Annotated in this window: 28 protein-coding genes; 19 read left to right on the forward strand and 9 right to left on the reverse strand. The window is 69.5% G+C overall.

Features of this window, described 5'->3' with window-relative positions:
- Window positions 1-4: 4 nt before the first annotated feature.
- From ACAM54_RS29615 to ACAM54_RS29635, 5 genes are all read right to left on the reverse strand, one after another.
- Window positions 5-859: an NAD(P)-dependent oxidoreductase gene (locus ACAM54_RS29615; RefSeq protein ID WP_192326317.1), complete on the reverse strand. Its 855-nt coding sequence runs from the start codon at window positions 857-859 to the stop codon at window positions 5-7.
- A gap of 264 nt (window positions 860-1,123) precedes the next feature.
- Entirely contained in the window at window positions 1,124-1,519 is a 396-nt protein-coding gene (locus ACAM54_RS29620) for a nuclear transport factor 2 family protein (RefSeq protein WP_369651379.1), read from the reverse strand.
- A gap of 133 nt (window positions 1,520-1,652) precedes the next feature.
- Window positions 1,653-2,630 carry a tripartite tricarboxylate transporter substrate binding protein gene (locus tag ACAM54_RS29625; RefSeq protein WP_192326194.1) on the reverse strand — a complete coding sequence of 326 codons (978 nt, stop codon included), beginning with the start codon at window positions 2,628-2,630 and terminating at the stop codon, window positions 1,653-1,655.
- A 56-nt stretch (window positions 2,631-2,686) separates the two neighbouring features.
- Window positions 2,687-3,658: a Bug family tripartite tricarboxylate transporter substrate binding protein gene (locus tag ACAM54_RS29630; RefSeq protein ID WP_369651378.1), complete on the reverse strand. Its 972-nt coding sequence runs from the start codon at window positions 3,656-3,658 to the stop codon at window positions 2,687-2,689.
- Between the two features lie 54 nt (window positions 3,659-3,712).
- Window positions 3,713-4,666, reverse strand: coding sequence for a 2-hydroxyacid dehydrogenase (locus ACAM54_RS29635; RefSeq protein ID WP_369651377.1), 954 nt, complete (start codon window positions 4,664-4,666; stop codon window positions 3,713-3,715).
- A gap of 112 nt (window positions 4,667-4,778) precedes the next feature.
- Here ACAM54_RS29635 and ACAM54_RS29640 point away from each other — a divergent pair, with 112 nt between their 5' ends.
- On the forward strand, window positions 4,779-5,927 hold the full coding sequence (locus ACAM54_RS29640) for a citrate/2-methylcitrate synthase (protein ID WP_369651376.1): 1,149 nt from the start codon (window positions 4,779-4,781) through the stop codon (window positions 5,925-5,927).
- A gap of 51 nt (window positions 5,928-5,978) precedes the next feature.
- On the opposite strand, the gene map is transcribed toward ACAM54_RS29640, so the two are convergent.
- Entirely contained in the window at window positions 5,979-6,770 is a 792-nt protein-coding gene (gene map, locus ACAM54_RS29645) for a type I methionyl aminopeptidase (RefSeq protein ID WP_369651375.1), read from the reverse strand.
- Window positions 6,770-7,024, reverse strand: a complete 255-nt coding sequence (locus ACAM54_RS29650; protein WP_125965980.1) for a ParD-like family protein — start codon at window positions 7,022-7,024, stop codon at window positions 6,770-6,772. The genes map and ACAM54_RS29650 overlap by 1 nt, the downstream gene beginning before the upstream one ends.
- Window positions 7,025-7,094: 70 nt before the next feature.
- Here ACAM54_RS29650 and ACAM54_RS29655 point away from each other — a divergent pair, with 70 nt between their 5' ends.
- On the forward strand, window positions 7,095-7,304 hold the full coding sequence (locus ACAM54_RS29655) for a dihydrofolate reductase family protein (protein WP_369651374.1): 210 nt from the start codon (window positions 7,095-7,097) through the stop codon (window positions 7,302-7,304).
- A 65-nt stretch (window positions 7,305-7,369) separates the two neighbouring features.
- On the opposite strand, the gene ACAM54_RS29660 is transcribed toward ACAM54_RS29655, so the two are convergent.
- Window positions 7,370-8,839 carry an HD domain-containing phosphohydrolase gene (locus tag ACAM54_RS29660; RefSeq protein WP_369651373.1) on the reverse strand — a complete coding sequence of 490 codons (1,470 nt, stop codon included), beginning with the start codon at window positions 8,837-8,839 and terminating at the stop codon, window positions 7,370-7,372.
- Window positions 8,840-8,998: 159 nt separating this feature from the next.
- Between ACAM54_RS29660 and ACAM54_RS29665 the strand changes: the two genes are divergently transcribed.
- The gene (locus tag ACAM54_RS29665; RefSeq protein ID WP_369651372.1) at window positions 8,999-9,577 is read left to right on the forward strand and encodes a DUF308 domain-containing protein; all 579 of its coding nucleotides are present in this window, start codon (window positions 8,999-9,001) and stop codon (window positions 9,575-9,577) included.
- Window positions 9,578-9,627: 50 nt separating this feature from the next.
- Here the strand turns inward: ACAM54_RS29665 and ACAM54_RS29670 are convergent, their stop codons facing one another.
- Window positions 9,628-10,047 (reverse strand): hypothetical protein, encoded by a 420-nt coding sequence (locus ACAM54_RS29670; protein WP_369651371.1) that lies wholly within the window; start codon window positions 10,045-10,047, stop codon window positions 9,628-9,630.
- 133 nt (window positions 10,048-10,180) lie between these two features.
- Between ACAM54_RS29670 and ACAM54_RS29675 the strand changes: the two genes are divergently transcribed.
- The 16 genes from ACAM54_RS29675 (at window position 10,181) to ACAM54_RS29750 (ending at window position 25,098) form a co-directional block, all read left to right on the forward strand.
- Entirely contained in the window at window positions 10,181-11,362 is a 1,182-nt protein-coding gene (locus tag ACAM54_RS29675; protein ID WP_369651370.1) for a CaiB/BaiF CoA transferase family protein, read from the forward strand.
- A 71-nt stretch (window positions 11,363-11,433) separates the two neighbouring features.
- Window positions 11,434-12,447, forward strand: a complete 1,014-nt coding sequence (locus ACAM54_RS29680) for an AraC family transcriptional regulator (RefSeq protein ID WP_307698156.1) — start codon at window positions 11,434-11,436, stop codon at window positions 12,445-12,447.
- 97 nt (window positions 12,448-12,544) lie between these two features.
- Window positions 12,545-14,047 (forward strand): class I adenylate-forming enzyme family protein, encoded by a 1,503-nt coding sequence (locus tag ACAM54_RS29685; RefSeq protein WP_369651369.1) that lies wholly within the window; start codon window positions 12,545-12,547, stop codon window positions 14,045-14,047.
- The gene (locus ACAM54_RS29690) at window positions 14,047-14,466 is read left to right on the forward strand and encodes a PaaI family thioesterase (protein WP_369651368.1); all 420 of its coding nucleotides are present in this window, start codon (window positions 14,047-14,049) and stop codon (window positions 14,464-14,466) included. The genes ACAM54_RS29685 and ACAM54_RS29690 overlap by 1 nt, the downstream gene beginning before the upstream one ends.
- 33 nt (window positions 14,467-14,499) lie before the next feature.
- Window positions 14,500-15,480 (forward strand): tripartite tricarboxylate transporter substrate binding protein, encoded by a 981-nt coding sequence (locus ACAM54_RS29695; RefSeq protein ID WP_369651367.1) that lies wholly within the window; start codon window positions 14,500-14,502, stop codon window positions 15,478-15,480.
- Window positions 15,481-15,497: 17 nt separating this feature from the next.
- Window positions 15,498-16,316 carry an SDR family oxidoreductase gene (locus tag ACAM54_RS29700; RefSeq protein ID WP_369651366.1) on the forward strand — a complete coding sequence of 273 codons (819 nt, stop codon included), beginning with the start codon at window positions 15,498-15,500 and terminating at the stop codon, window positions 16,314-16,316.
- Window positions 16,313-16,747: a PaaI family thioesterase gene (locus ACAM54_RS29705; RefSeq protein ID WP_369651365.1), complete on the forward strand. Its 435-nt coding sequence runs from the start codon at window positions 16,313-16,315 to the stop codon at window positions 16,745-16,747. The genes ACAM54_RS29700 and ACAM54_RS29705 overlap by 4 nt, the downstream gene beginning before the upstream one ends.
- 109 nt (window positions 16,748-16,856) lie before the next feature.
- On the forward strand, window positions 16,857-18,041 hold the full coding sequence (locus ACAM54_RS29710) for a lipid-transfer protein (protein ID WP_369651873.1): 1,185 nt from the start codon (window positions 16,857-16,859) through the stop codon (window positions 18,039-18,041).
- Window positions 18,042-18,131: 90 nt separating this feature from the next.
- Window positions 18,132-18,575, forward strand: coding sequence for a MaoC family dehydratase N-terminal domain-containing protein (locus tag ACAM54_RS29715; RefSeq protein ID WP_369651364.1), 444 nt, complete (start codon window positions 18,132-18,134; stop codon window positions 18,573-18,575).
- A gap of 17 nt (window positions 18,576-18,592) precedes the next feature.
- The gene (locus ACAM54_RS29720) at window positions 18,593-19,021 is read left to right on the forward strand and encodes a MaoC family dehydratase (RefSeq protein WP_369651363.1); all 429 of its coding nucleotides are present in this window, start codon (window positions 18,593-18,595) and stop codon (window positions 19,019-19,021) included.
- 22 nt (window positions 19,022-19,043) lie between these two features.
- A complete protein-coding gene (locus tag ACAM54_RS29725) occupies window positions 19,044-19,883 on the forward strand; it encodes an SDR family NAD(P)-dependent oxidoreductase (RefSeq protein WP_307698148.1) in 840 nt (279 codons plus the stop codon).
- Window positions 19,880-21,046: an acyl-CoA dehydrogenase family protein gene (locus tag ACAM54_RS29730; protein WP_369651362.1), complete on the forward strand. Its 1,167-nt coding sequence runs from the start codon at window positions 19,880-19,882 to the stop codon at window positions 21,044-21,046. The genes ACAM54_RS29725 and ACAM54_RS29730 overlap by 4 nt, the downstream gene beginning before the upstream one ends.
- Window positions 21,043-22,731 (forward strand): long-chain-fatty-acid--CoA ligase, encoded by a 1,689-nt coding sequence (locus ACAM54_RS29735; RefSeq protein WP_369651361.1) that lies wholly within the window; start codon window positions 21,043-21,045, stop codon window positions 22,729-22,731. Before ACAM54_RS29730 ends, ACAM54_RS29735 begins: the two co-directional genes overlap by 4 nt.
- Complete coding sequence (locus ACAM54_RS29740; RefSeq protein ID WP_369651360.1) at window positions 22,731-23,534, forward strand: enoyl-CoA hydratase/isomerase family protein; 804 nt, start codon at window positions 22,731-22,733, stop codon at window positions 23,532-23,534. The genes ACAM54_RS29735 and ACAM54_RS29740 overlap by 1 nt, the downstream gene beginning before the upstream one ends.
- Window positions 23,531-23,920 carry a Zn-ribbon domain-containing OB-fold protein gene (locus ACAM54_RS29745; RefSeq protein WP_369651359.1) on the forward strand — a complete coding sequence of 130 codons (390 nt, stop codon included), beginning with the start codon at window positions 23,531-23,533 and terminating at the stop codon, window positions 23,918-23,920. Before ACAM54_RS29740 ends, ACAM54_RS29745 begins: the two co-directional genes overlap by 4 nt.
- On the forward strand, window positions 23,917-25,098 hold the full coding sequence (locus ACAM54_RS29750) for a thiolase (protein WP_369651358.1): 1,182 nt from the start codon (window positions 23,917-23,919) through the stop codon (window positions 25,096-25,098). Before ACAM54_RS29745 ends, ACAM54_RS29750 begins: the two co-directional genes overlap by 4 nt.
- The last annotated feature ends 4 nt before the right edge of the window (window positions 25,099-25,102 follow it).

The raw sequence follows: 25,102 nt of genomic DNA on the forward strand, positions 1-25,102 counted from the left end.
GCGCTCAGCGCCGGGCCAGCAGGTCAGCCAGTTCGGGCACCAGGGCCTCGGGCGCCAGGCCCTGCGCATGCTGCAGCGTCTGCAGCACCGCCGCCGCAATGTCGCGGTGCGCACCGGCATCGCCCGCCATGGTGTTGTAGTAGCCGAGGTCCTTGCTCGCATTGGCGATCGAAAAGCGCAGGCTCGATGTGTCCTTGGCCGTCAGGTAGGGCCGCAGCCGCTCCAGCGCCACGCCGCCGCCGCCGCCCTTGGCCAGGATCTCCACGAACATCTCGGGCGCCACGCCGTGCTGGCCGGCACAGGCGGCCGCCTCGGCGATCAGCGCCACCGTGCCCAGCGAGACGAAGTTGTGCAGCAGCTTCATGCCATGGCCCGCGCCCACCGGGCCCGCGTGCAGGATGTTCTCGGCAAAGCACGACAGCAGCGGACGGCATTCCTCGAGCAGAGCCGCATCGCCGCCGACCAGCAGGTTGAGCCGGCCTTCGGCCGCTTCCTTGGGCGTACGCGTCATCGGCGTGTCCAGGAAGCGGCTGCCCGCGGCCTGCACGGCCTGGGCCATGCGCAGCGTGGAGGCCGGAATCGCGGTGGAGCAGTCGATGACGATGCTGCCCGGGCGCAAACCCTGCAGCACGCCGCCTTCGCCCGTGAGCACGGCCTCGACCTGGGGCGAGCCCGTGAGCACGAGGATGACGATGTCGGACTGCGCAGCCAGGTCGGCCGCCCGCGTGAAGCTGCGCGCGCCGGTGGCCTTGAGCGCGTCCAGCGGCTGGTTGCCGGCGTGCTCGAGCACGGCCAGCGGGTAGCCGTGCTTGGCGATGTTGGTGGCAATGCCGTGGCCCATCATGCCGATGCCGATCATGCCGATGTTTTTTTTCAAGGGAATCTCCTGGTTGCGATGTGTAGGGGATGCAGGGGCAACCGTCCGAGTCGAGGACTGGGTTCCGCTTCGGGTCAGGCTTCCGTCGGCAAGCACCGATCGTGCGACGAAGTGGCTCGGATGGGCCTGCAGGCAGGCGCAGCGTACCAAACTCGGCGGAGTACTTCGTCCCGACAAGCGATGCCCACGCCCACCGAGCAGTTCGAGCAATCGCTCGCCTCTCTCCCGGCGCAGAAAACCACAGGATCAGGCCGCAGCCGGCGAACGGTTCTTGCGATAGGAGTTCTTCAGAAGAATCTTGCCGGCACGAAAAGCAAACAGATCGCAGCCTTGGACTTCGACGTGGGTTCCGTCGGTGCGTGTTCCCGTGAACGTCCACTCCGACACTCCGCGGTCTCCATGGACGAAATGGCGCGCGTTCCCCCAGTGGGCATCGGGAAAGACCGCCCAGACTTCTGCAAAAGCAGCTCGCACTGCCGCGCCGCCGGCGTATCGGGTGCCGCAGGCCTCGGCGCCGGCGGAGGCTTCGAAGATGCAATCGGGTGTCATGAACGACATGAGTGCATCCACATCGTGCCGATTCCACGCATCGGCAAATGCCTGCAACACTTCCGCGGTCACTTCGGGATTCGGCGTTTGCATGATCGGGCACCTCCGGCCGGCGGGCGGCTTGGATGCCGAGATTAGTCCGATCGAATCCGGCCAGCAAGCTCATCGGGGACCGGTTGGCTGCACGCCGTTGGCATCGCGCATTGCACGCGATCCCGATCCGTCCTCACTCCGCCTGGATCCCCGCCTCCTTCACCACCCTGCCCCACTTGGCAAGGTCGGACCTGATCAGCGCGGCGTATTCCTGCGGCGTGCCGCCCTGTATCTCGATGCCGGCAGCCTCCAGCCTGGTCCGCACGTCCGGCAGCTTGAGCGCCGCGTTGATCTCGGCATTCAGCTTGGCGACGATGGCCTTGGGCGTGCCGGCCGGCGCCAGGAACCCGCCGTTCGTGTTGGCGTCGTAGCCCTTCAATCCCTGCTCGTCCGCAGTCGGCACGTCGGGCAGCGAGCTTGTCCGCTTGCGCGTCGACACCGCCACGGCGCGCACGTTGCCGGCCTTCACCTGCGGCTGGATGGCACTGAGGGTGTCGATGAAGAGCGCGGTGCGTCCGGCCAGCAGGTCCGGGTGCGCGGCGGACGAGCCCTTGTAGGGCACCAGAAGCATCGGCGCGCCGCTGGCCATGCGGAACATCTCGGCCGCCATTTCCTGCGCGCTGCCGCGGCCGGAGGTGGCAACCTTGGCCTCGTCCGGATGGGCCTTCATCCACGCCACCAATTCGGGCAGCGTCCTGGCCGGAAGCTGCGGGTAGATGGCGAACACCAGTGGAACCTCGTGGCTGTAGACGATGGGTTCGAAGCTTTTTTCCGGATCCCAGCCGAGGTTCTTGAACAGGAACTTGTTGATGTTGTGGCTGCCGCCGACGATGCCGATCGTGTAGCCGTCGGGCGACGACTTGGCAAGAACGTCGGTGCCGAGATTGTTGGAAGCGCCGGGCCTGTTGTCGACGATCACCGGCTGCCCCATCGACACCGCAAGCTTGTCGCCGACGACGCGGGCGATGGTGTCGATCGCACCGCCGGGCGGCGCAGGCACGATGATCTTGATGGCGCGTGCCGGATAAGCCGCCTCGGCCGATGCGGCGAACGGCATCGCCGCCAGCGACGCCGAGACGGCAAGGATCTTGACCAGGGATGTGAGCTGCATGGATGTCTCCTGTTCGGGGTGGGTCTGTGTCTCTTTTGAAAGGCCGCGCGCCGCGCTCACTCGATCGTGATCTTGCGGCTTCGGATGATCTGGGCGTAGCGGCGCTTGTCGTCGTCGATCAGCCGCGCGAACTCCTGCGGCGATGTGGCGCGCGGCACGCCGCCCAGCCCCACGAAGCGCGCCTTGACCGATTCGTCGGCCAGCACGGCGCGCAGGTCGGCGGCGATCTTCTCCACCAGTTCGGGCGGCGTGCCCGCCGGTGCGAGCAGGCCGATCCAGGAGATCGCGTTGAAGCCGGGCGCCACGCTTTCGGCGAGCGTGGGCACGTCGGGAAACGCCGGCACGCGCTTGTCGCCGGTCACGGCCAGCGCACGCAGCTTGCCCGCCTTGATGTGGCCGGAGGCCTCCAGCACGGTCATGAACGACAGCTGCACATGGCCCGCAAGCAGGTCGGCGATGGCCGGACCGCCGCCGCGGTAGGGCACATGCACGATGAAGGCACCCGTCTGGTCCTTGAACATCTCGGCCGCCAGGTGCGGCGCGCCGCCGGCGCCCGAACTGCTGTAGCTCATCTGGCCCGGCCTGGACCTGGCCAGCGCCACGAAGTCGGCCGCCGTCTTCGCGGGGACCGCCGGATTGACCATCATCGCCAGCGGCAACTCGGCCACCAGGGAGACCGGCGCAAAGGCCTTGTCGGCGTCGTAGGGCAGCTTGGAATACAGCAAGGGATTGATCGCCTGCGTCCCGATGTTGCCCAGCAGCAGCGTGTAGCCGTCCGGCCTGGACTTGGCGACGAAGTCGGCGCCGATCTGCCCGGCGGCGCCGCCCTTGTTCTCCACGATCACAGGCTGGCCCCAGCGCCGGCCCAACTGCTCGGCGATGACGCGGCCGCCGGTGTCCGTCCCGCCGCCCGGCGGGAACGGCACCACCAGCGTGACGGGGCGCGAAGGAAAAGTCTGCGCGAAGCCCGGTGTTTGGATGGCGCAGAGGGCAAGGGCCAGGGGAACGGCAAGGCGTCGAATGAACAAGGGTGTCTCCATTTATAGGTTTGATGTGCGGCCGCTGGCCGCGCGCGCAGGGACTCAGGTGGTCAGGCTCATGGCCGGGCGCTCGCCGGCCAGGGCCTGGGCGACGCTCGCCAGCACCATCTCGGCCATGGCGGTGCGGGTCTCCCAGGTGGCACTGGCACGGTGGGCCTGCAGCGTCGCGCGCTCGGACCGGCGCAGCGCCAGCGGCACGCGCGGCTCGTCGACGAACACGTCGAGCCCCGCACCTGCGATGCGGCCGTCAAGCAGCGCCTGCGTGAGGTCGGCTTCGTTCACGAGCCGGCCGCGCGCCACGTTGACCAGGAAGCCGCGCGGCCCCAGCGCATCGAGCACGGCCGCATCGACGATGCCTTCGGCGCGGTCCGCGGCGGCGCACAGCACCAGCGCGTCCGACTCGCGCGCCAGGTCCACCAGGCGCGGTGTGAAGCCGTACGCGACGTCGTCCATGGCATGCAGGTCGGTGTAGCGGATGGGGCAACCGAAAGCCGCCGCCCGCACCGCGACGGCGCGGCCCACCCGGCCCATTCCGACGATGCCGATGCGCATGCCGCTGAACCTGCGGGCGAGCGGAATGGCACTGGGCTGCGGATGAAGTTCCCACTGGCCGTCCCGCACAAAGCGGTCGCCGGCACACAGGTTCCGGCAGGCCGCGATCAGCAGGCCGATGGCCAGGTCGGCCACGTCTTCGGTGAGCGCACCCAGCGTCGCGGTGACGGGCAGGCCGCGCTCCCGGCAGTACGCCAGGTCCACGGCGTCGGTGCCCACGCCATTGACGGCCACCACCTTCAGGCTGGGCAGCTGCTCCAGCATCGCGCGCGAGATGCCCGTGTGCCCGCCGGTGATCACGGCGTCGACCGACGCGCCATGCTGGCGCAGCCAGCCCTCCGGATCGGGCAGCTCGAAGTGCTTGTGCACGGTGTAGAGCGAGGCGAGCGTGTCGTTGATCGCGGGAATCAGGATCGGATTGAGTTGAAGGACTTGGGGTTTCATATCGCTGTTCGGAAACGCTCTTCACGGAGCTGGGCCTATGCTATGAATAGATTGATAGTACGGTCAATCTTGATACATATAATCAATAGAAATCGACTCTGACGACCTGCCCATGGCTTCCTGGATTTCAATGACCGAGGCGTGCAAGCTGCTGGGTGTGCAGCCCCAGACGATCTACGCGTACGTGAGCCGCGGCAAGCTCGAGGTCATGCCCGACCCGGCCGACACGCGGCGCAGGCTCTACCGCGCCGAGGACGTGGCCGGCCTGGCCAGGCGCAAGCAGGCCGGCCGCAAGCACGAGACGCTGGCCGCCAACACGCTGTTCGGGTCGGAGCCCAGCATTCCCACGGCCCTGTGCGCGTTCTCCCGCGGGCGGCCGTACTACCGCGGCCGGGATGCCGTGCGCATGGCCCGCACCGCCACGCTCGAAGATGCGGCTCAGCTCCTGTGGGGCGCCGAACATGCCGTCGATTTCGCCTGCATGGCGTCCCTGCGCTCCGGCAAGCCGGGGCGAGGCGCGGCCTTCGCCGCCTTGGCCAGCCTGGCGGCCGCCGGCCATTCCACCGGGGGCCGCCTGACCCGGGTGCTGCATGCCGAGGGCCAGGACCTGGTGGGCCGGCTGGCCAACGCGTTCGGGGCTTCACCCGGCCACGAACCGCTGCATCTGCGCTTTGCGAAAGGATGGAAGCAACCTGCCAAGGTGGCCGATCTGCTGCGAACGGCCCTGGTGCTCCTGGCCGATCACGAACTGACCAGTTCGGCCTTTGCCGCACGCATTGCGGCTTCGACGGGCGCCTCGTTGCCCGCATGCCTGCTGGCCGGATTGACCACCCTCTCCGGCCCCTTGCATGGCGACGCCTCGGGCCGCGTCCGCGCACTGTTCAGCGAGGTGGAGCGGCTGGGGGACGACCAGGTGCTGGCCCACCACCTCTCGAACGGCCTGTCGCTGGCCGGATTCGGCCATCACCTCTACCCCGACGGCGATCCGCGCGCGGCCGCGCTGCTGGCCTTGTTCGAGCCTCCCAAGGTGATCGCGCGCTTCATCGCAAAGGTGGCGAAGCTGACCGGCTTGCAGCCCAACATCGACGTCGCGCTGGCCGCCATGGCCGCCCACCATCGGCTGCCTGCCGATGCGGCCTTTGGCCTGTTCGCCACCGCGCGCAGCGTCGGGCTCCTGGCGCACAGCCTGGAGCAGCTGGGCACGGCGCAGGTGATCCGCCCGCGCGGGCGCTATGTGGGGCCGGCGCCAGAGCCCGTGTGAGCTGCCCGCATCGATGCAACCGTCCCGAGTCAAGCCTCGCCCGGCCAGGCGTCAAACCGGCGCGTAGCTCCCTGTGCCTCCCGGCCAGGTCGTCAGCACTTCATATCCCTCGGGCGTGACGGCCACCATGTGCTCCCACTGGGCGGACAGCGACCGGTCCCTGGTCACGACGGTCCACCCGTCGGGCAATTGCCTGGTTTCGCGCTTGCCTGCGTTGAGCATCGGCTCGATGGTGAAGACCATCCCCGGTTCCAGCTTGAGACCTTCACCGCGCTGCCCGTAGTGCAGCACCTGCGGCTCATCGTGATAGATCCGGCCAATGCCGTGGCCGCAGTATTCGCGCACCACGCTGAACTGCTCCCGGTGAGCGACCGACTGGATGGCATGGCCGATATCGCCCAGGGTCGCTCCGGGCCTGACCTGCCGGATTCCGGCCAGCATGGCCTCGTACGTCGTCTCCACCAGGCGCCGAGCCAGCACGCTGGGCGCGCCGACGAAATACATGCGGCTGGTGTCGCCGAACCAGCCGTCCTTGATGACAGCGACGTCGATGTTGACGATGTCGCCCTTCTTCAGGATCTTGGCCGGAGACGGAATGCCGTGGCAGACCACCTGGTTGACGGAGGTGAGGATGGTCTTGGGATATCCCTGATATCCCACGTTGGCGGGAATGGCGCCTTGCACATTCACGATGTGGTCGTGGCAGATCCGGTCGAGCGTCTCCGTGCTCACCCCCGGCACCACGTGGGGCCCGACCATGTCCAGAACCTCCGCGGCAAGCCTGCCGGCGCGCCGTGCCATCGCGAGCTCCTCGGCGGACCTGATGGGAACGCCGTGCACCACTAGTGCTTTCCAGTCGCGGATCCGCGGGGCTTGCCGGGCTGGCTGGTGACAGCCGCGGCAATGTCCAGGCCGCCCGCGAGTTCGGCCTGTATCAGCAGCTGGCAGATTTCCCGGTAGTCCAGTTCCGGATGCATCTCGGTCAGCATCCCGACCCGCATCCAGTGCTCTGCCTGTGCATTGATGGACCTGCTCAGGGCATTCCCCGCCACCCGCAGGTTCTCATGCATCAGGTCCGAAATCTTCACGATGCCCATTGCTTGCCCTCTATACGAAATATACCCGTATTGTATATGTTTCGTATGGTCTCGCAAATGATCTGGGCGAATGAACTCGACGACACCCGCGGGCGGCGCGCTCGCTGCGCAGCAATACCTGAAAGCCGACCTGGTCGACGAAATGCAGCTTCACCTCGTTCCAACGCTGCTCGGCGGTGGCGAGCGCCTGTTCGACGGCGTCGAAGCCCTGCATGCCCTCGCGATGGTGAAAGCGGTCGTGGCGCCGGACGTGGTTCACCTGCAATTTGCGAGAAAGTAAAGCCGTGCGGTGCAGTCCCTTGCTGCAGGCAGCGCTTGGACCTGGCACTGCCGTCCGGTCTCCCGCTACAGCAGGCCTTTGGCGGACGCTTTCAGCGTTGCGGCCGCGCGGGTCGAGCAGCCAAGCTTGCGGAACACACGTTCGACATGGGTCCGTACCGTGCTCGGGCTGATGCTCAGCGCGCGAGCGACCTGCTTCGTGTTGTCGCCCCGGCTGATGCAGCGCAGGACTTCGAGTTCGCGCTGGGAAAGCGACGGGTCGCCCGGCGCAGGTGCGGCGGGCTTTGCAGGCGTTCCCGACAGGGCACAGGCGAGCAGCGCGGTGACGACCTCCTGGTCGAAGCGGCCCGCCTCGACGTCCTCGTGCATGCGAGCGAGCGACTGTGCCTCGGTCAGTTCCGGCCGCCACGGACGGCGGGTGCGATGCGAAACCCACTGCTCGGCCGCCGCGACGATCTGTCCTTCGAGCGGCATCGACATGCCGGAGCGACCGCGGAAGTAGCCGGAGCCATCGCGCCGCTCGAAGGCGAACGATGCGATCTCTGCCTCGGCCGCAAGGCCGTCGATCTGCCCGGCGGCGCGGGAAGTCCAGTACGGCACGAGCCGCAGGCGCTCCATCGACGAGGCCGGCAACGGTTCGGGCGCGTTCCAGATGGCGTTGGGAACCGCTGCGCGCCCGATGCCATGGATCAAGCCGGCCTTGTACATGCGTTGGCGCAACGGTTCGTTCATTCCCAGTTGCGTGCCGCAATCGCGCGCCAACTTCGCCACGCGGCGCGAGTACCCCGTCATCCAGGGAAGCTTGAGGTCGCTCACGTCGCCGACGAGTTCCAGCCCGACGCGCCGAAGCATCGAAGCCGGCTGGTTGGCGACGCCGGTCCACGGCGCGACAGGAGAATCCAGCAGCTTCATCCACTCCCGAGCGTGCGGTGAGCTCGCCTCGACGAGGAAGTCCGGGTAGAGGCTGTTCGCGCGCCCCCGCGCCAGCGCGAGGGCTTCGTCGAGCCCGTAGAGGCGGCTGAAGATCTCCAGGTCGCTCGCCAGGGCCACGACGTAAGTCGCAACGGGCACGTCCTCGCCCCGGAGGACGCCGGGAATGCCGCTGCCATCGTAGGCCTCGAAGATGGCGCGCAGCGCCGCTTCCACATCGGGACTCAAGCCGAGCATGCCCGCGATGTCGCCGGCAATCTCGCAATGAATATGGGCCATGGCAACCACTGGCCCAGGGATGGGCGCGCGGTGCGGCCGATGCAGCCGCGGCTGCGGGGATGCCAGAAGGGCTCGCCGACCGAGCACGTCGTCCTCCAGGAAGTCCGCGAACTCCTGCGCATTGGCCGTGCAACCCGACCAGCGCAGCAGCGCAACGTGCCGCGCGACCTCGACCTGTGGCGCGTTGCAGCCGGCTTCCCTCGCAATCATCCCCGCCAGCCAGGCCGTACGCAGGGAATGGTCGATCGGCTGGCCCATGCTCAGATCGCCGATGAAGGCCAGCGCGCGGGCCGCGTCAAAAACGGTGATGGTCGTGTCTTCAGGCATGGGATCCCTGTGGCGGGCGCATAGCATCGCACAGTCTTCGTGCGGTGCCTGTCGGTCATCCGACCGATACCGCAACCAGCGGCGCAGGACAAGAATCGTTGCATCCGCCTCGCTCGATGCGCGGAAAGCTCTCATCCCCACGGCCTTCGCCCCACATCCATGTCCGACATCATCCAGCCTCATCTTCAGCGGGCCGCCTGGCTGCGCAAGCTCTACTTCATCCGTGCGGCCTTCTCCTTCGCATGGGTCGCGCTGGCCTTCGCCACGGCCAGGCAATCGGCCGTCGCGACGGCCGCCCTGCTGATCGTCTACCCTGCATGGGACGCGCTGGCGAACCTGCTGGACGCCAGGATGGCGGGCGGCACCAAAGCCAATCCGACTCAAGTGTTGAACGCCTGGATCAGCACGATCGTCGCAGCTGCGGTCACGGGCTCCCTCGTGCTCGGGCACCAGATCGTCCTGGTCATCTTCGGGATCTGGGCCATTGCTTCAGGTCTCCTGCAGCTGGCGACGGCCATTCGCCGCCGCAAGAGCGATCGTGGGCAATGGGCCATGATGCTGAGCGGCGCGCAGTCTGCGCTTGCCGGCGGCTTCTTCATCGCACAGCAAGGCGCCGGTACACCGGTCGTCCGGACGCTCAGCGGCTATGCGACGGTTGGCGCCGTGTACTTCCTGATCTCCGGACTTGTGATCCTATTTCGCAAACCGGATGAGAGGCCCGTCAGCTCGCCCGGTTGATGGCCTTGTGGCTTGCCTGCACATACTTCAGGAGAATCCTCCACGCGCAGTCAAAGACCCAACCGCGTCAAGGCCCAGGCCACCGTGGCCAACTGCGCCACGTTGAGCATCATCCCGGCGACGTGGAGCCGGCGGAACCTGAAGATCGAAGTGTCGGCGACCGGGATCGTGTGCCGCAGCATGTCCATGCGCGGGATGATGATCCAGCGGCGCAGCGCAAACGCCAAGGCTGCGATGAATGCCATGCCGAGGGCAAAGGCGGGCTTGCCGGCCCACGCGTAGCTGAGTGCTGCCGCGCTCGCGGTCAGCACCACGGCAACGTAGTAGACGTTGAAAAGACCTCGGATGAAGCGCGAATCCAGCGGCGTGTCGTGCTTGAGCACCAGCAGTGGCAGCGAGCCCATCATGAAGAATCCCATCCAGACGAGCAGGACGACGGTCGCTATGAGCGCAATGACCATGGGGAGCATCTGAACCCTCCTCGGTCTCGAAGCATACGCCGGCGGCAAGCCGCGCGATGGCGCCCCCTGATGCTTTTCGCCAATCGCGCGGAGCAGTGCTGCCATTGCCGCGCGCTCCCGCGCCGCCTAGATTGCAGCCCACATGACCTCTTCTCCCGAACCCATGGCAGGCGCAGCTAAAGGCGCGCCGCTCGCCGGCGTGCGCGTGCTCGACCTGACCCGCCTGCTGCCCGGGCCGCTCGGCGCCATGCACCTGGCCGACCTGGGCGCCGACGTGATCAAGATCGAAGACACCGGCGCCGGCGACTACGCGAGCCCCAGCGTGCGCGCGCTCGTCAACCGCAACAAGCGCGCGATCCGCATCGACCTGAAGCATGCGCAGGGTGTGGCCACGCTGCTGCGGCTGTGCCGCGAGGCCGACGTGCTGGTGGAGGGCTTCCGGCCCGGCGTGATGCAGCGGCTCGGCGTCGGCTATGAAGCGGTGGCGGCCGAGAACCCGCGCATCGTCTACTGCAGCATCAGCGGCTTCGGCCAGACCGGGCCGCTGTGCGACACGCCGGGGCACGACCTGAACTACGCGGCGCTCGCCGGCGTGGCCGACCAGATCGGCAATGCCGCGGGCCCGGCCCTGTCGAACCTGCCCGTGGCCGATCTGCTGGGCGGCACCATGACCGCGGTGGCCGGCATCCTGGCCGCGCTGTTCGATGCCGCGCGCAGCGGGCGGGGGCGGCACGTCGACATCGCGATGGCCGACGGCGTGCTCGCCCATGCGGTGCTGCCGCTGGCCGGCCTGCACCAGCATGGCGAGGTGCCGCGCGTAGGCCACAGCGCGCTGACGGGCGCGCTCGCCTGCTACGGCTACTACCGCACGGCCGATGGCCGGCACGTCGCGGTCGGCGCGCTCGAGTCCAAGTTCTGGAACGACCTGTGCCGCCTGCTCGAGCGCCCCGATCTCGCACCGCTGCACCGCAGCGGCGATGCCGCCACCGAGGAGCGCCTGCGTGCGGAGCTGGCCGCCATCTTCTGCGCGCGGCCGCTCGCGCACTGGCGCGAGCTGTTCCGCGACGGCACGGGCTGCGTGACGCCGGTGCTGCGCATCGACGAGACGCTGGCGCATCCGCATTTCCGCGCGCGCGGCATGCGCGTTGCGGGCGATGCCGCTGCGCGGCCGCAGCTCGGCTGCCCGATCAAGATGACCGGCTTCGAGCCGTTCGTTCCCCGCCCTGCCCCGCGCCCGGGCGAGCACAGCGACGAAATCCTGCGCCAGGCCGGGCTCGACGCATCGGCCGTGGCCGCGCTGCGGGCGGTCGGCGCCGTCGATTGAGGCGCCCTCCCCCACGGGAGCGCTGCCTACAATCCCTTCGGCCGAGTTGCAGCAAGCCGCGGCCGCCACCGATGACGCTCACCCATCACACCGTTGCCATCCAGCAGGTGCACAGCATCCTGATGGGCGCGCGCCACCGCGGCGTGGATGCGGCGCGCGTGCTGGCCCGCGCGGGTATCGCGCCCTCGCTGCTGGAATCGCCGCTCGCGCGCATCTCGCAGCGCCAGTACGCGCTGCTGATCCGCGCGCTGCGGCGCGAACTGCGCGACGAGATCTGGGGCCTCCTGAGCGGCCCGCTGCCGCCCGGCAGCTTCGGCCAGTGCATGCGGCAACTGGTGCGCTGCGCCACGCTCGGCGAGGCCCTGCGCGAAGGCTTCGCTTCGTACCACCTGCTGCTGCACGACTTCGTGCCCCGGCTCGCGGTGCAGGGCGGCAGCGCGCACGTGCAGTTCGTGCTGCGGCGCGCCTCCGATGCGCGGCTCGACTATGCGGTGAAGGCCTTCATGCTGTTCGCGTTCAATGCCTCGTCCTGGCTGGTGGCGCGCCGCATTCCGCTGCTCGAGGTCGACTACACGGCCGAGCAGACCAACACCGAGACCTCGCGCGTCTACCAGGTGCCGATCCGCTACGGCCAGGCGCATGTCGGCATGTCCTTCGAGGCGCGCTGGCTCGACCTGCCGGTGGTGCAGTCGCCGCAGAGCCTGCGCGAATTCCTCGCCGGATCGCCGGCCAACCTGATCGTGAAGTACCGCGACACCAGCAGCCTCACCGAGCGCATCCGCCGGCTGCTGCGCAAGGGACTGGGCAGCGAGCTGCCGTCGCTGGAGGAAGTGGGCGAGGCGCTCGCGGTGACGCCGCAGACGCTGCGCCGGCGCCTGCGCGACGAAGGCCGCGGCTTCCAGCAGATCAAGGACGAACTGCGGCGCGACGCGGCCATCGATTACCTGCTGCACACGCCGCTGCCGCTGCTCGACATCGCCAACCGCGTGGGCTTCTCGGAAGCCAGCACCTTCCACCGCGCCTTCAAGCAGTGGACCGGCGTGGCGCCGGGCGAGTACCGGCTGACGCACGGCCCGGAACGCTGAGCGGTTTCGCCAAGCCCTTTGGCGCTTCCCGCCATGGGTGCGGCACGTAGTGCGGCCTAAGCTGTGCCGCATCTTCGTTACCCGTCGGCGGCTCATCGTGTACCTGACCCAAGGCCTGCATCGCGCGCTCCAGCGCCACCCCGGCATGGCGGCGCTCACCCACGTGGGCGACACCGGCGTGCGCCACCAGACGCATGCGCAGATGGCGGACGGCATCGCGCGCCAGGCGGCCGCGCTGGCCCGGCGCGGCATTGCGCGCGGCGACCGCGTGGCGCTGCTCGCGCCCAACAGCGACCAGCTGGTGCGGGCCATCCTCGCATGCTGGTGGCTCGGCGCCGTCGCCTGTCCCTTGAACATCCGCTGGAGCACGCCGGAGCTCGCGCATGCGCTGCAGGACAGCGAAGCCTCGCTGCTGCTCGTGCACGAAAGCCTGCGGGCGCTGGCACCGGCCGGCGGGCCCGCACTGGCACAGCTGGATGCGCTCGAAGACGAAGGCGCAGCGCTGGAACCATTGCCCGACACGCGCACCGGCGGCGACGCGCTCGCCGCCATCCTCTACACCGGCGGCACCACCGGCCGCTCCAAGGGCGTGATGCTGAGCCACGCGAACTTCTGGACCGCCTCGATGACGCGCGGCGCCGAACTCAACAACGCGCCCGATTCCATCTCGCTGCTGGTGGCACCACTGTTCCACGTCGCCGGGCTCGGCCGCCTGGTGGGCCAGCTGATCGTCGGCGGCTGCTGCGTGACGATGGCGCAGTTCCGCCCCGCCGCCGTGATCGAGGCCATCGAGGAGCACCGCATCGGCGACATCATCGTGGTGCCGAGCATGCTGCAGTCGCTGCTCGACGATCCGTCGTTCACGCCCGGGCGCGTGCGCAGCCTCACGCGCATCGCCTTCGGCGCCGCGCCGATGCCGCCCGACCTGCTCGACCGCGCGCTGGCCGCCTGGCCCGAGGCCGAGTTCTTCCAGGCCTACGGCCTCACCGAAACCGCGGGCGCCGTGTGCATCAACCTGCCCTCGAACCACCGGCCGGAGGCGCGCGCGCTCGGCCGGCTGAACTCGGTCGGCCGCGCCGGCCTGGGTGCCGAGATCATCATTGCGGACGAAAGCGGCCGCGAGCTGCCGCGCGGTGAAGTCGGCGAAGTGCTCGCGCGCGGACCGATGGTGATGCAGGGCTACTGGCGCAACCCCGAGGCCACGGCCGCGGCACTGCGGGACGGCTGGCTGCGCACCGGCGATGCGGGCCGCATGCTGCCCGACGGCCACCTGTTCATCGTCGACCGCCTGAAGGACATGATCATCAGCGGCGGCGAGAACGTCTACTGCGCCGAGGTGGAGGCCGCACTGCGCAGCCATCCGCAGGTGCGGCAGGCGGCGGTGATCGGCGTGCCCGATGCGCGCTGGGGCGAGGCGGTGCATGCGGCGGTCGTGATGGCCGACGATGCCCGTGTCGACGCCGATGAATTGCGCGCCTGGTGCCGCGAGCGCCTGGCCGGCTACAAGTGCCCGCGCGGCATCAGCTTCCTGCGCGAGCTGCCGCTGTCGGCCGCGGGCAAGGTGCTGAAGAACGTGCTGCGCGAGCGGCTGCAGGCGTGATGCAACCCGTCACCGGCGCGGACCACCGCAACCTGTTCGGCCAGGTGCCGTTCATGCGGCTGCTGGAGGCGCACCGCGAGTTCTCCGAAGGCGGTCGCGCGCGCCTCGTCATCGACGCACGGCCCGAGCTCGGCAACGTCATCGGCGCGGTGCACGGCGGCGTGCTGGTCACGCTGCTCGACGTGGCCATGGCGAGCGCGGCCGTGTCGCTGTTCGACTTTGCGCGCACCGCCGTCACGCTCAGCCTCAGCACCAGCTTCCACGCACCGGGCCGCGGCCGGCTCATAGCCGACGGCGAAGTGGTGCAGCACGACGCCAGCATCGCCTGGTGCCGCGCCACGGTCAGCGACGAGGCGGGCCGCGTGGTCGCGCAAGCGCAGGGTTCCTTCCGCTACCTGCCGCTGCCGCAGGCCGCCTGAACCTCGAATTCCAACGACAGGAGACACAGCACCATGAACCGCCCCTTCCGCCCGCTCAGCCGGCGCGCCGCGCTCGCCGCACTGCTCGCGCTCTGCGCCTGCGCGGCCGCCCCGGCGTTCGCCACCGACCCATACCCGAGCAAGCCGATCCAGCTCGTGCTGCCATTCCCGCCGGGCGGCTCCTTCGACCCGATCTTCCGCACGCTGGCCGAGGCCGCTTCCAGGGACCTGGGCCAGCCCATCGTGCTGATGCACAAGCCGGGCGCGGGCGGCGTCACCGGCACGGCATCGCTGGCGACCATGAACGAAGCCGACGGCTACACGATCGCGGTGATGCACAACTCGGTGATCCGTGCGCCGCTGGTGCAGAAGGTGGCCTGGGACCCGCTCAAGGACTTCAGCTACCTGATCGGGCTGGCCGGCCTCACCACCGGCATCGTGGTGGCCAGCGACGCGCCCTGGAAGTCGCTGCCCGAGCTGCTGGCCGACGCCAGGAAACGCCCCGGCGCCGTCAGCTGGGGCAACGTCGGCGCGATCAGCATCAACCGCATCTACGCCGAGCGGCTCGCCAGGCAGGCGGGCACCGCCTTCAACCTGGTGCCCTACAAGGGCGGCAGCGAGGCCTTCCAGGCGGTGATCGGCCGCCATCTCGACGTCTACGGCGACCCCGGCTTCGGGCCCCAGGTGCAGGGCGGCAAGGTGCGCCTGCTCGCCACCTTCACCGCCGAGCGCCTGGCGCGCTACGACGCGCCGACCGTGAAGGAGCTCGGCCACGACCTGGTGATCGAGTCGCCAGTGGGCCTGGTCGCGCCGAAGAACCTCGATCCGAAGATCGCCGCCAGGCTGCACGCGGCCTTCAGCAAGGCTGCGGCGGACCCGGCCTACCTCCAGCAGCTGGAGCTGTTCGACATGCAGCCCAAGCTGATGACCGGCGAGGGCTATGCCGGCTACGCCCGTGCGCAGTTCGAGCGCGAACGCAGGATGCTGGCCGAGATCGGCTTCAAGCCGGAGTGAACGCAGCAATGAATCCCATGGACTTTTCCGCCTTCGATTTCTCGGGCCGCCACGTGGCCGTGGCCGGCGGCTCCAGCGGCATCAACTTCGGCATCGCGCAGGCTTTTGCGCGCGCCGGTGCGCGCCTCACGGTGCTCAGCCGCTCGGACCACAAGGTGGCCGCGGCCGCGCAGCAGCTCGAGGCGCTCGGCACGCAGGCACTGGGCATTGCAGCCGACGTGCGCCTGCCCGAGGCGCTGGAACGCGCCTTCGCGCAGGGCGCCGAGCGCTTCGGCCCGATCGACGTGCTGGTCTCGGGCGCCGCGGGCAACTTTCTCGCGAGCGCGCTCGACATGTCGCCCAACGCGTTCAAGACGGTGGTCGACATCGACCTGCTGGGCAGCTTCAACGTCGCGCGGCTCGCGCATGCGCACCTGCGCCGGCCCGGCGCCTGCGTGATCCAGATCTCCGCCAGCCAGGCCTTCACGCCCACGCCCTTCCAGGCCCATGTGTGCGCAGCCAAGGCGGGGGTCGACATGCTGACGCAGGTGCTGGCGCTCGAGTGGGGTCCGCAGGGCATCCGCATCAACTCCATCGTGCCCGGGCCGATCGCCGATACCGAGGGCCTGAAGCGGCTCGCGCCCACCGACGACACGATGGCCGCGATGGCCGAGCGCGTGCCGCTCAAGCGCCTGGGCCGCATCGAGGACATCAGTCGCATGGCGATGATGCTTGCGAGCGGCTGGGGCTCCTACATCACGGGCGCCGTCATTCCCGTGGACGGCGGCCTTGCGCTGACCGGGCCGCGCGACTTTACGGCCGCGGCCGCCGCGTCGAAGCGGGGGACCGCGCCATGAGCCTTCATCTCGCGGGCGCGCCGCAAGCAGGCGACGACCGGCCGCGCAGCGGGCCGCAGCGCCACGTGCCCTTTTCCGAGCACCTCGGGCTGCGGCTCGAGCATGCGGAGGGCGGCGAATCGCTGGTATCGGTGGTGCTGCGCCCCGAGCTGCTGAACAACCACGCGAGCGGCCACGGCGGCCTGCTGATGACCCTGCTCGACAGCGCCATGGCGCATGCCGCGCTCTCGCGCGTCGGCTACGCGCGCGAGGTCGTCACCGTCGACATGCACATCGCCTTCATGCGGCCCGCGGGCGGGCAGCTGCAGGCGCAGGGGCGCGCCACCGGCGGCGGACGTTCGGTGTGCTTTTGCGAGGCCACCGTCACCGATGCCGACGGCGAGGTGGCGGCGCGCGCGATGGGTACCTTCCGCTACCGCGATATCGCGTGAGCGTTTCGGCCAATCGTTTTGGGCCGATCCGCGATTGTTGAAGCCTGCGCACGGGCGGAGACTTCATTCCATCGTCACCCCCTCTCATCCAGGAGTCTCCATGACACGTATGCAGCGCCCCGTCCATGTGGTCGGCGTGGGCATGATCCCCTTCACCAAGCCGGGCGCCAGCGACCCGTACACCGTGATGGGTGCGCGCGCCGCCAGGCTTGCGCTCGACGACGCCGGCGTCGACTACGCGCTGGTGCAGCAGGCCTATGTCGGCTATGTCTACGGCGACTCCACCGCGGGGCAGGCCGCCATCTACGGCGTCGGCCTCAGCGGAATCCCGGTCTTCAACCTCAACAACAACTGCTCCACCGGCTCCAGCGCGCTGTTCCTCGCGCGCCAGGCGGTCGAGAGCGGCATGGTCGAGTGCGCGATCGCGCTCGGCTTCGAGCAGATGCAGCCCGGCGCGCTCAAGGGCGCCTACGACGACCGGCCCTCCCCGATGGCGCGCTTCGCTGAAGTGATGGCCGAGAAGCAAGGCTACATTCCCGAAGCGCCGCGCGCCGCGCAGTTCTTCGGCGGCGCGGGCCGCGACTACATCGCGCAGCACGGCATCCGCCGCGACACCTTCGGCCGCATCTCGGTGAAGGCGCGCCAGCATGCGGCGCGCAACCCGCTCGCGGTGTTCCGCCAGACGCTCACGCTCGACGAGGTGATGGCCTCGCCGCTGGTGTTCGATCCGCTCACGCGCTTCCAGTGCTGCCCGCCCACCTGCGGTGCGGCCGCGGCCATCGTCTGCTCGGCCGAGTTCGCAGAGAAGCACGGCCTCGACATGCGCGTGGTGATCGCCGCGCAGGCCATGACCACCGACACGCCCTCCACCTTCGACAGCAAGGACATGCGCAAGCTGGTCGGCTACGACATGACCGCCGCCGCGGCCCGCCAGGTGTACGAGGACGCCGGCATCGGCCCCGAGGAACTGGACGTGGTGGAACTGCACGACTGCTTCACCGCCAACGAGCTCATCACCTACGAGGCGCTGGGCCTCACGCCCGAGGGCACGGCCGAGCGCTTCATCGTCGAGGGCGACAACACCTACGGCGGGCGCGTGGTGACCAATCCTTCGGGCGGCCTGCTGTCCAAGGGCCATCCGCTCGGCGCCACCGGCCTTGCGCAATGCGCGGAGCTCGTGTGGCAATTGCGCGGCCGGGCCGAGCAGCGCCAGGTCGAAGGCGCGCGCCTCGCGCTGCAGCACAACCTGGGGCTGGGCGGCGCCTGTGTCGTCACGCTGTACCAGGCCGTTTGACATGCTGGCCCCCACGCTTGTCGCTTCGCGTATTGCGCTGCCCCCCAAGGGGGCTCCAGCCGCCTTGGGGCGGCCCGGCGGTGGCTGGGCATGATCGACCGCCGCCACATCGGCCACCAGCTCCCGCCCTTCCAGGTGGAGGTGGAGAAAGGTCGCCTGCGCTTCTTCGCCAAGGCCACCGGCCAGACCGATCCCGTCTACACCGACGAGGCCGCCGCGCGCGACGCGGGCCATCCGGGCCTGCCGGTGCCGCCCACCTTTCTCTTCTGCCTGGAGATGGAGGCGCCCAACCCGGCGGCCATCCGCGAGCTGCTGGGCATGGACTACCGCAGCCTGCTGCACGGCGAGCAGGGCTTCAGCTACCACGCAATGGCCTATGCGGGCGACATGCTCACGTTCCGCCAGCGCATCGAGGACATCTACGACAAGAAGAACGGCGCGCTCGAGTTCGTCGTGCGCAAGACCCATGTGCACAACCAGCGCGATGAACTCGTGGCCGAACTGCGCTGCGTGACCGTGGTGCGGAACCAATGAACGACCGAAACCCGACGATGGCCACCGCCCAACTCCCCGACTGGAACGCACTGCAGCCCGGCGACGCGCTGCCTCCGCTCGAATTGCCGCCGATCCGCCGGCTCGACCTGGCGCTGTACTGCGGCGCCTCGGGCGACCACAACCCGATCCACGTCGACGTCGACTTCGCCAGATCCGCCGGCATGCCCGACGTGTTCGCGCACGGCATGCTGTCGGCGGCCTGGCTCGCGCGGCTGCTGACGAATTGGGTGCCGCAGTCGGCGATCCGCTCGCTCGACCTGCGCTTTGCCGCCCTCACCCATGTGGGCGAACGCATCCGCTGCACCGGCACGGTCGCCGAGAAGTTCGAGCACGAGGGCCGGCGCAGCGTGCGGCTGAAGCTCGCAACGGCCAACCACGAAGGCGCCGCCAGGCTGAGCGCCGAGGCACTGGTCGCCTGGCCCTGACACATCCCAGAGGAGACAGCACATGAACAGCAGCATCCACAGAAAACTCGAAGGCAAGGTGGCCATCGTCTCCGGCTCCGGCCGCGGCATCGGGCGCGAGATCGCGCTCAAGCTCGCGAGCGACGGCGCGCGCGTGGTCATCAACGACCTCGACGCCGAACCGGCCGCGCAGACCGTCAACGACATCGTGGCCGCGGGCGGCAGCGCCATCGCCTGCGCCGGCAGCGTGACGGACGCCGGCTTTGCCGACCGCTTCGTGCGCACCGCGGTCGACAGCTACGGCGGCCTGGACATCGTGGTCAACAACGCCGGCTACACCTGGGACAACGTCGTGCAGAAGATGAGCGACGAGCAGTGGGAAGCCATGCTGGCCGTGCACCTCACCGCGCCCTTCCGCATCCTGCGCGCCGCCTCCGCTTTCATCCGCGAGGCGGCCCGGCGCGAGGCCGACGAAGGCCTCGAAGTGTTCCGCAAGGTGGTCAACATCTCGTCCACCTCGGGCGTGTACGGCAACGCGGGCCAGGCCAACTACGCGGCCGCCAAGGCCGGCATCAATGGCCTGACCAAGGCCATGGCCAAGGAATGGGGCCGCTACAAGGTCACGGTCAACAGCGTGGCCTTCGGCCTGATCAAGACCCGGCTGACCGAGGCCGATGCCAGCGCGGGCGCGAGCATCGACATCGAGGGCCGGCAGATCAGGGTGGGCGTCAATCCGCAGATCCTGAAGAACGCCGAGGCCCTGATCCCGCTCGGCCGGGGCGGCACGCCGCAGGAGGCGGCCGGTGCGGTCTACCTGTTCTGCATTCCCGAATCGAACTACGTGAGCGGGCAGGTGCTGGTCTGCGGAGGCGGACGGCCATGACCGCCGGGGCCGTTGCCACGCGGCCGTGGATGAACGACGAACTCGGGATGCTGCGCGACAGCGCGCGCCGCTTCTTCGAACGCGAGTGCGTGCCCCATGAGCCGCGCTGGCGCGCGCAGCACCACGCCGACCGCGACATATGGACGAAGGCCGGCCAGGCCGGCCTGCTGTGCGCCAGCATCCCGGAGGAATACGGCGGCGGCGGCGGCAGCTTCCTGCACGAGGCCGTGATCTGCGAGGAGCAGATGCGCGCCATGGCGCAGGGCTTCAGCAACAACGTGCACAGCGGCATCGTCGCCCACTACCTGCTGGCCTACGGCACCGAGGCGCAGAAGCAGCGGTGGCTGTCGCGCATGGCCAGCGGCGAGCTGGTGGCGGCCATTGCGATGACCGAACCCGGTGCCGGCACCGACCTGCAGCGCATCAAGACCCAGGCGCGGCGCGACGGCAGCCACTGGCGCATCAGCGGCAGCAAGACCTTCATCACCAATGGCATGCATACGGGCCTGGTCTGCGTCGCGGCCAAGACCGATGCGGCGGCCGGCGGCAGGGGCATCTCGCTGCTGATGGTCGAGACCGAAGGCACGCCGGGCTTCCGGCGCGGACCGCTGCTCGACAAGATGGGCCAGAAGACGCTGGACACCACCGAGCTGTTCTTCGACGACGTGCGCGTGCCGGCCGACCACCTGCTGGGCGGCGAAGAGGGCCGCGGCTTCGCGCAGCTCATGCAGCAGCTGCCGCGCGAGCGGCTGCTGATCGCGGTCGGCGCGGTGGCCACCATGCAGCGCGCGATCGGCGACACGCTCGACTACGTGCGCGACCGGCAGGTGTTCGGCCAGCCGCTCCTGAAGATGCAGAACACCCGCTTCAAGCTCGCCGAATGCGAGACGCAGGCGCAGGTGGCACGCGCCTTCGTCGACGACTGCATCGCGCGCCTGATGCGCGGCGAGCTCGACGTGCCCACGGCCGCCATGGCCAAGTGGTGGACCACCGACGCTTGCTGCCGCATCGTCGACGAATGCCTGCAGCTGCACGGCGGCTACGGCTTCATGAACGAATACCCGATCGCGCGGCTCTATGCCGACGTGCGCGTGGGCCGCCTCTACGGCGGCGCCAACGAGGTGATGAAGGAAATCATCGCGCGGGCCATGGAAAAGCAATGAACGCAAGGCCGCCGCACTTCCGCTTCTGGCCCAAGGGCGTGGCGCGCGAGTTGCGCGTGCCGCGCGCCACGCTGCCCGACTACCTGGAGACCGCGGCACGCCGCTACCCCGGCAAGCCGGCCATCGTCTACTGCGGCGCGGCCACATCCTATGCGCAGCTGGGCGAACGGGTCGACGCGCTGGCCGGCTACCTGCAACAGCGTCTGGGCGTTGCGCCGGGCGATCGCGTGCTGATCGCGAGCCAGAACTGTCCGCAGTTCGTGACGGTCTTTTATGCCGTGCTGCGCGCCGGCGCCGTGGTGGTGCCGGTGAACCCGATGAGCAAGGCCGCGGAGGTGCGGCACTGCGCGCTCGACAGCGGCGCGCGCGTGGCCTGCGTCGCGCAAGACCTGCTACCGGCAATTCCGCTCGGCGAAGGTGACGGCGAGTTGCGCGGCGTGCTCGTCCATGCCTACGCCGATGCCGTCGATGCGGGCGCGGGCGCCGACGCGCTGCCCGACTGGGTCACGGCGCCGCGCGCGCCGCTCGCCGACGAACGCCAGCACGGCTTCGAGCAGGCGATCGCGCTCGGCCTCGCGCCCGCTGCGCTGCCCTTGTCGCCGCACGACCTCGCGGTGCTCCCGTACACCTCGGGCACGACCGGCCATCCCAAGGGCTGCATGCACACGCATGCGACGCTGCTGGCTTCGCTGGCCGCTTCGGCGGTGTGGAAGCAGCTGCACGTGGAGACGGTGACGCTGGCCGTCGCGCCGCTCTTCCACATGCTGGGCCTGCAGAACGGCATGAACCTGCCGATGTTCCTCGGCGCCACGGCGGTGATGATGCCGCGCTGGGACCCCGCGATGGCCGCGCGCCTGATCGAGCGCCATGCGGTCACCGCCTGGTCGGCGCCGCCGGCCATGGTGATCGACCTGTTCTCCCATCCCGAAGCCGAGCGGCGCGACCTCTCCAGCCTGGCGCTGTTGTCGGGCGGCGGCGCCGCGATGCCCGAGGCCGTGTCCGCGATGCTCTCGCAGCGCCACGGCCTCTCGTACAACGAAGGCTATGGCCTGACCGAGACTGCGTCCTTCCTGCACGCCAACCCGCCCGCACGCGGCAAGCGCCAGTGCCTGGGAATGCCGACGCAGGGCGTCGATTCGCGCATCGTCGACCCGGTCACGTTCGAGGAACTGCCGCCCGGCGAAACGGGCGAGCTGGTGACGCGCGGCGCGCAGGTCATGACGGGCTACTGGCGCAACCCCGAGGCGGACCGCGACGCCTTCATCGAGATCGGCGGCCAGCGCTTCTTCCGCACCGGCGACCTGGCGTCGATGGACGAGGAAGGCTATTTCTTCCTGCGCGACCGGCTCAAGCGAATGATCAACGCCTCGGGCTACAAGGTCTGGCCCACCGAGGTGGAGAACGCGATGTACGAGCATCCGGCCATCCACGAGGCCTGCGTGATCGCAGTGCCCGACGGCAAGCGCGGCGAGTCGGTGAAGGCGCTGGTGGTGCTCAAGCCGCAGCAGCGGGGCCGCATCGGCGAAGAGGAGATCGTCGCCTGGTGCCGCGAGCGCATGGCCGTCTACAAGGCGCCGCGCGTGGTCGAGTTCCTCGACAGCCTGCCGAAGTCCGGCACCGGAAAGATTCTTTGGCGCGAGCTGCAGGAAGCCCATCGCGCCGCTGCGCCCCAGGAGCCAACTTGATGAACAATTTCACCGCACTGCGCTGCGAGCGACACGGCAGCACCGCGCTGTTGACGCTCGACACGCCCGCGAATCGCAACGCCTTCACCCCCGCCATGCGCGACGACCTCGCACGCGCCATTGCAGAGGTGCGTGCCGACACCGAGGTGCGCACCCTGGTGCTCGCCGGTGCGGGCGGCCAGTTCTGCTCGGGCGGCGACCTGCGCGGCATTGCCGATGCGAAGCTCGACAACGCCGGCTGGCGCGAGCGCATGCAGGCCACGCAGCGCTGGTTCAGCGAACTGATCCTGCTCGACAAGCCCGTGATCGCGGCGGTCGATGGCGCCGCCTATGGCGCGGGTTTCAGCCTGGCGCTCGCGGCCGACTTCGTGCTCGCGAGCCCGCGCGCGCGCTTCTGCATGTCCTTCCTGAAGCTGGGCCTGGTGCCGGACTGCGGCGCCTTCTACACCCTGCCGCGCGTGGTGGGCGCCCAGCGAGCGCGCGAGCTGATGCTGTCGGCGCGCGAGGTCGGCGCCGCCGAGGCGCTCGAACTCGGCATCGCCATGGAGCTGCACGAACCCGGGCAACTGCTGCCGCGCGCGCTGGCGCTGGCCCAGAGCTTCGCCGGCGCCTCGCCGCTGGCGGTGAGCCTGGTGAAGCGTGCCACCGGCGATGCGGGCGCGCTGGCCGCGCTGCTCGACACCGAGGCGAACGTGCAGGCGCTGGCCTTCGGCAGTGCCGAGCACCGCGAGGCGGTGAACCGTTTCCTGGACAAGAAGCCGTTGTCGTTTCTGTGGCCGGCCAACAAGGAGCAAGCCCAATGAACGACAACAGCATCGGCGTGCAGGCCTTCCACCAGCGCGAACTCGACGCCGGCCGCTTCCTGCTCCAGCGCTGCGGCGACTGCGGCCGCCACGTCTACTACCCGCGCGAATGCTGCCCGCACTGCGGCGGCACGGCACTCGAATGGAAGACGCCCGGCGGGCTCGGCACCGTGCATGCCGTGACGACCGTGCGGCGCAAGCCGGCCGATGGCGGCGACCTCAACGTGAGCCTGGTCGATCTCGACGAAGGCGTGCGGCTCATGACCCGCATCGAGAATCTCGCGCCCGAAGCGGTGCGCATCGGCCTGCGCGTCCAGGCGCGGGTGCAGGTGAAGGACGGCCGGGGACTGGTGCTGTTCGACGCCATCGAAGGAGCCGCTGCATGAGCGCCGGACTCAAAGCCCTGCGCGGCAGCGCTGCGATCTCCGGCGTCGCCACCTTCGGCTGCGGCGAGACACCGGGCTTCACCGACATGGAATTGCTGGCGCACGCAGCCCGCGCGGCCGTGGCGGACGCAGGCCTCGACATGCGCGACATCGACGGGCTGTGCACGGCCAGCGCCTCGGCCGCGATGTGGGCCCTGCCGGTGGTCGAGTACCTGGGCCTCGATCCGCGCTACATCGACGGCACCATGCTGGGCGGCAGCAGCTTCATCGCGCACCTGCTGCCCGCGATGCAGGCCATACGTTGCGGCCAGTGCAGCGCGGTGCTCGTCTGCTACGGCAGCGCGCAGCGCAGCGCCGCCTTCGGCCGGCGCGAGATCGTGGCGGCGCGCCGCTTTCTCGACCCGCAGCCCTACGAACATCCCTACGAGCCGATGCTGCCGGTGTCGGCCTACGCGCTGGCGGCGTCGCGCCACATGCACGAATTCGGCACCACGCGCGAGCAGCTCGCCGACGTGGCGGTGGCGGCGCGCGCCTGGGCCGCGCTCAACCCGGAGGCCTTCATGCGCGAGCCGCTCACGCGCGGGGAGGTGCTGGGCGCCCGCATGGTGTCGGACCCGCTGACCGTGCGCGACTGCTGCCTGGTCACCGACGGGGCCGGCGCCTGCGTGCTGGTGAGCGCCGAGCGCGCGAGGGACCTGCCCAAGCAGCCGGTCTACGTGCTGGGCAATGCCACGGCGGTGTGGAACCGGCAGATCTCCTCGATGGCGGACCTCACCGTCACGGCGGCAAGCCAGTCGGGCCGCGAGGCCTTCGCGATGGCCGGGCTTGCGCCCAAGGACATGGATGTGGTGCAGCTCTACGACGCCTTCACCATCAACACGCTGCTGTTTCTCGAAGACCTGGGCTTCTGTCCCAAGGGCGAGGGCGGCCGCTTCGTGGCCGACGGCGCCATCGCGCCGGGCGGGCGGCTTGCGGTCAACACCAACGGCGGCGGGCTGTCGTGCGTGCATCCCGGCATGTACGGCATCTTCGCGCTCATCGAGGCCGTGCGGCAGCTGCGCGGCGAATGCGGCGAGCGGCAGGTGAAGAACGCGCACACCGCGCTCGCGCATGGCAATGGCGGCACGCTGTCGAGCCAGGCCACCGCGATCCTGGGTACGGCCGAAGCGCTGCGTTGAGCCG

Origin of the sequence: Variovorax sp. V93 (assembly GCF_041154485.1) — a bacterium.
GTDB lineage: Bacteria > Pseudomonadota > Gammaproteobacteria > Burkholderiales > Burkholderiaceae_C > Variovorax > Variovorax beijingensis_A.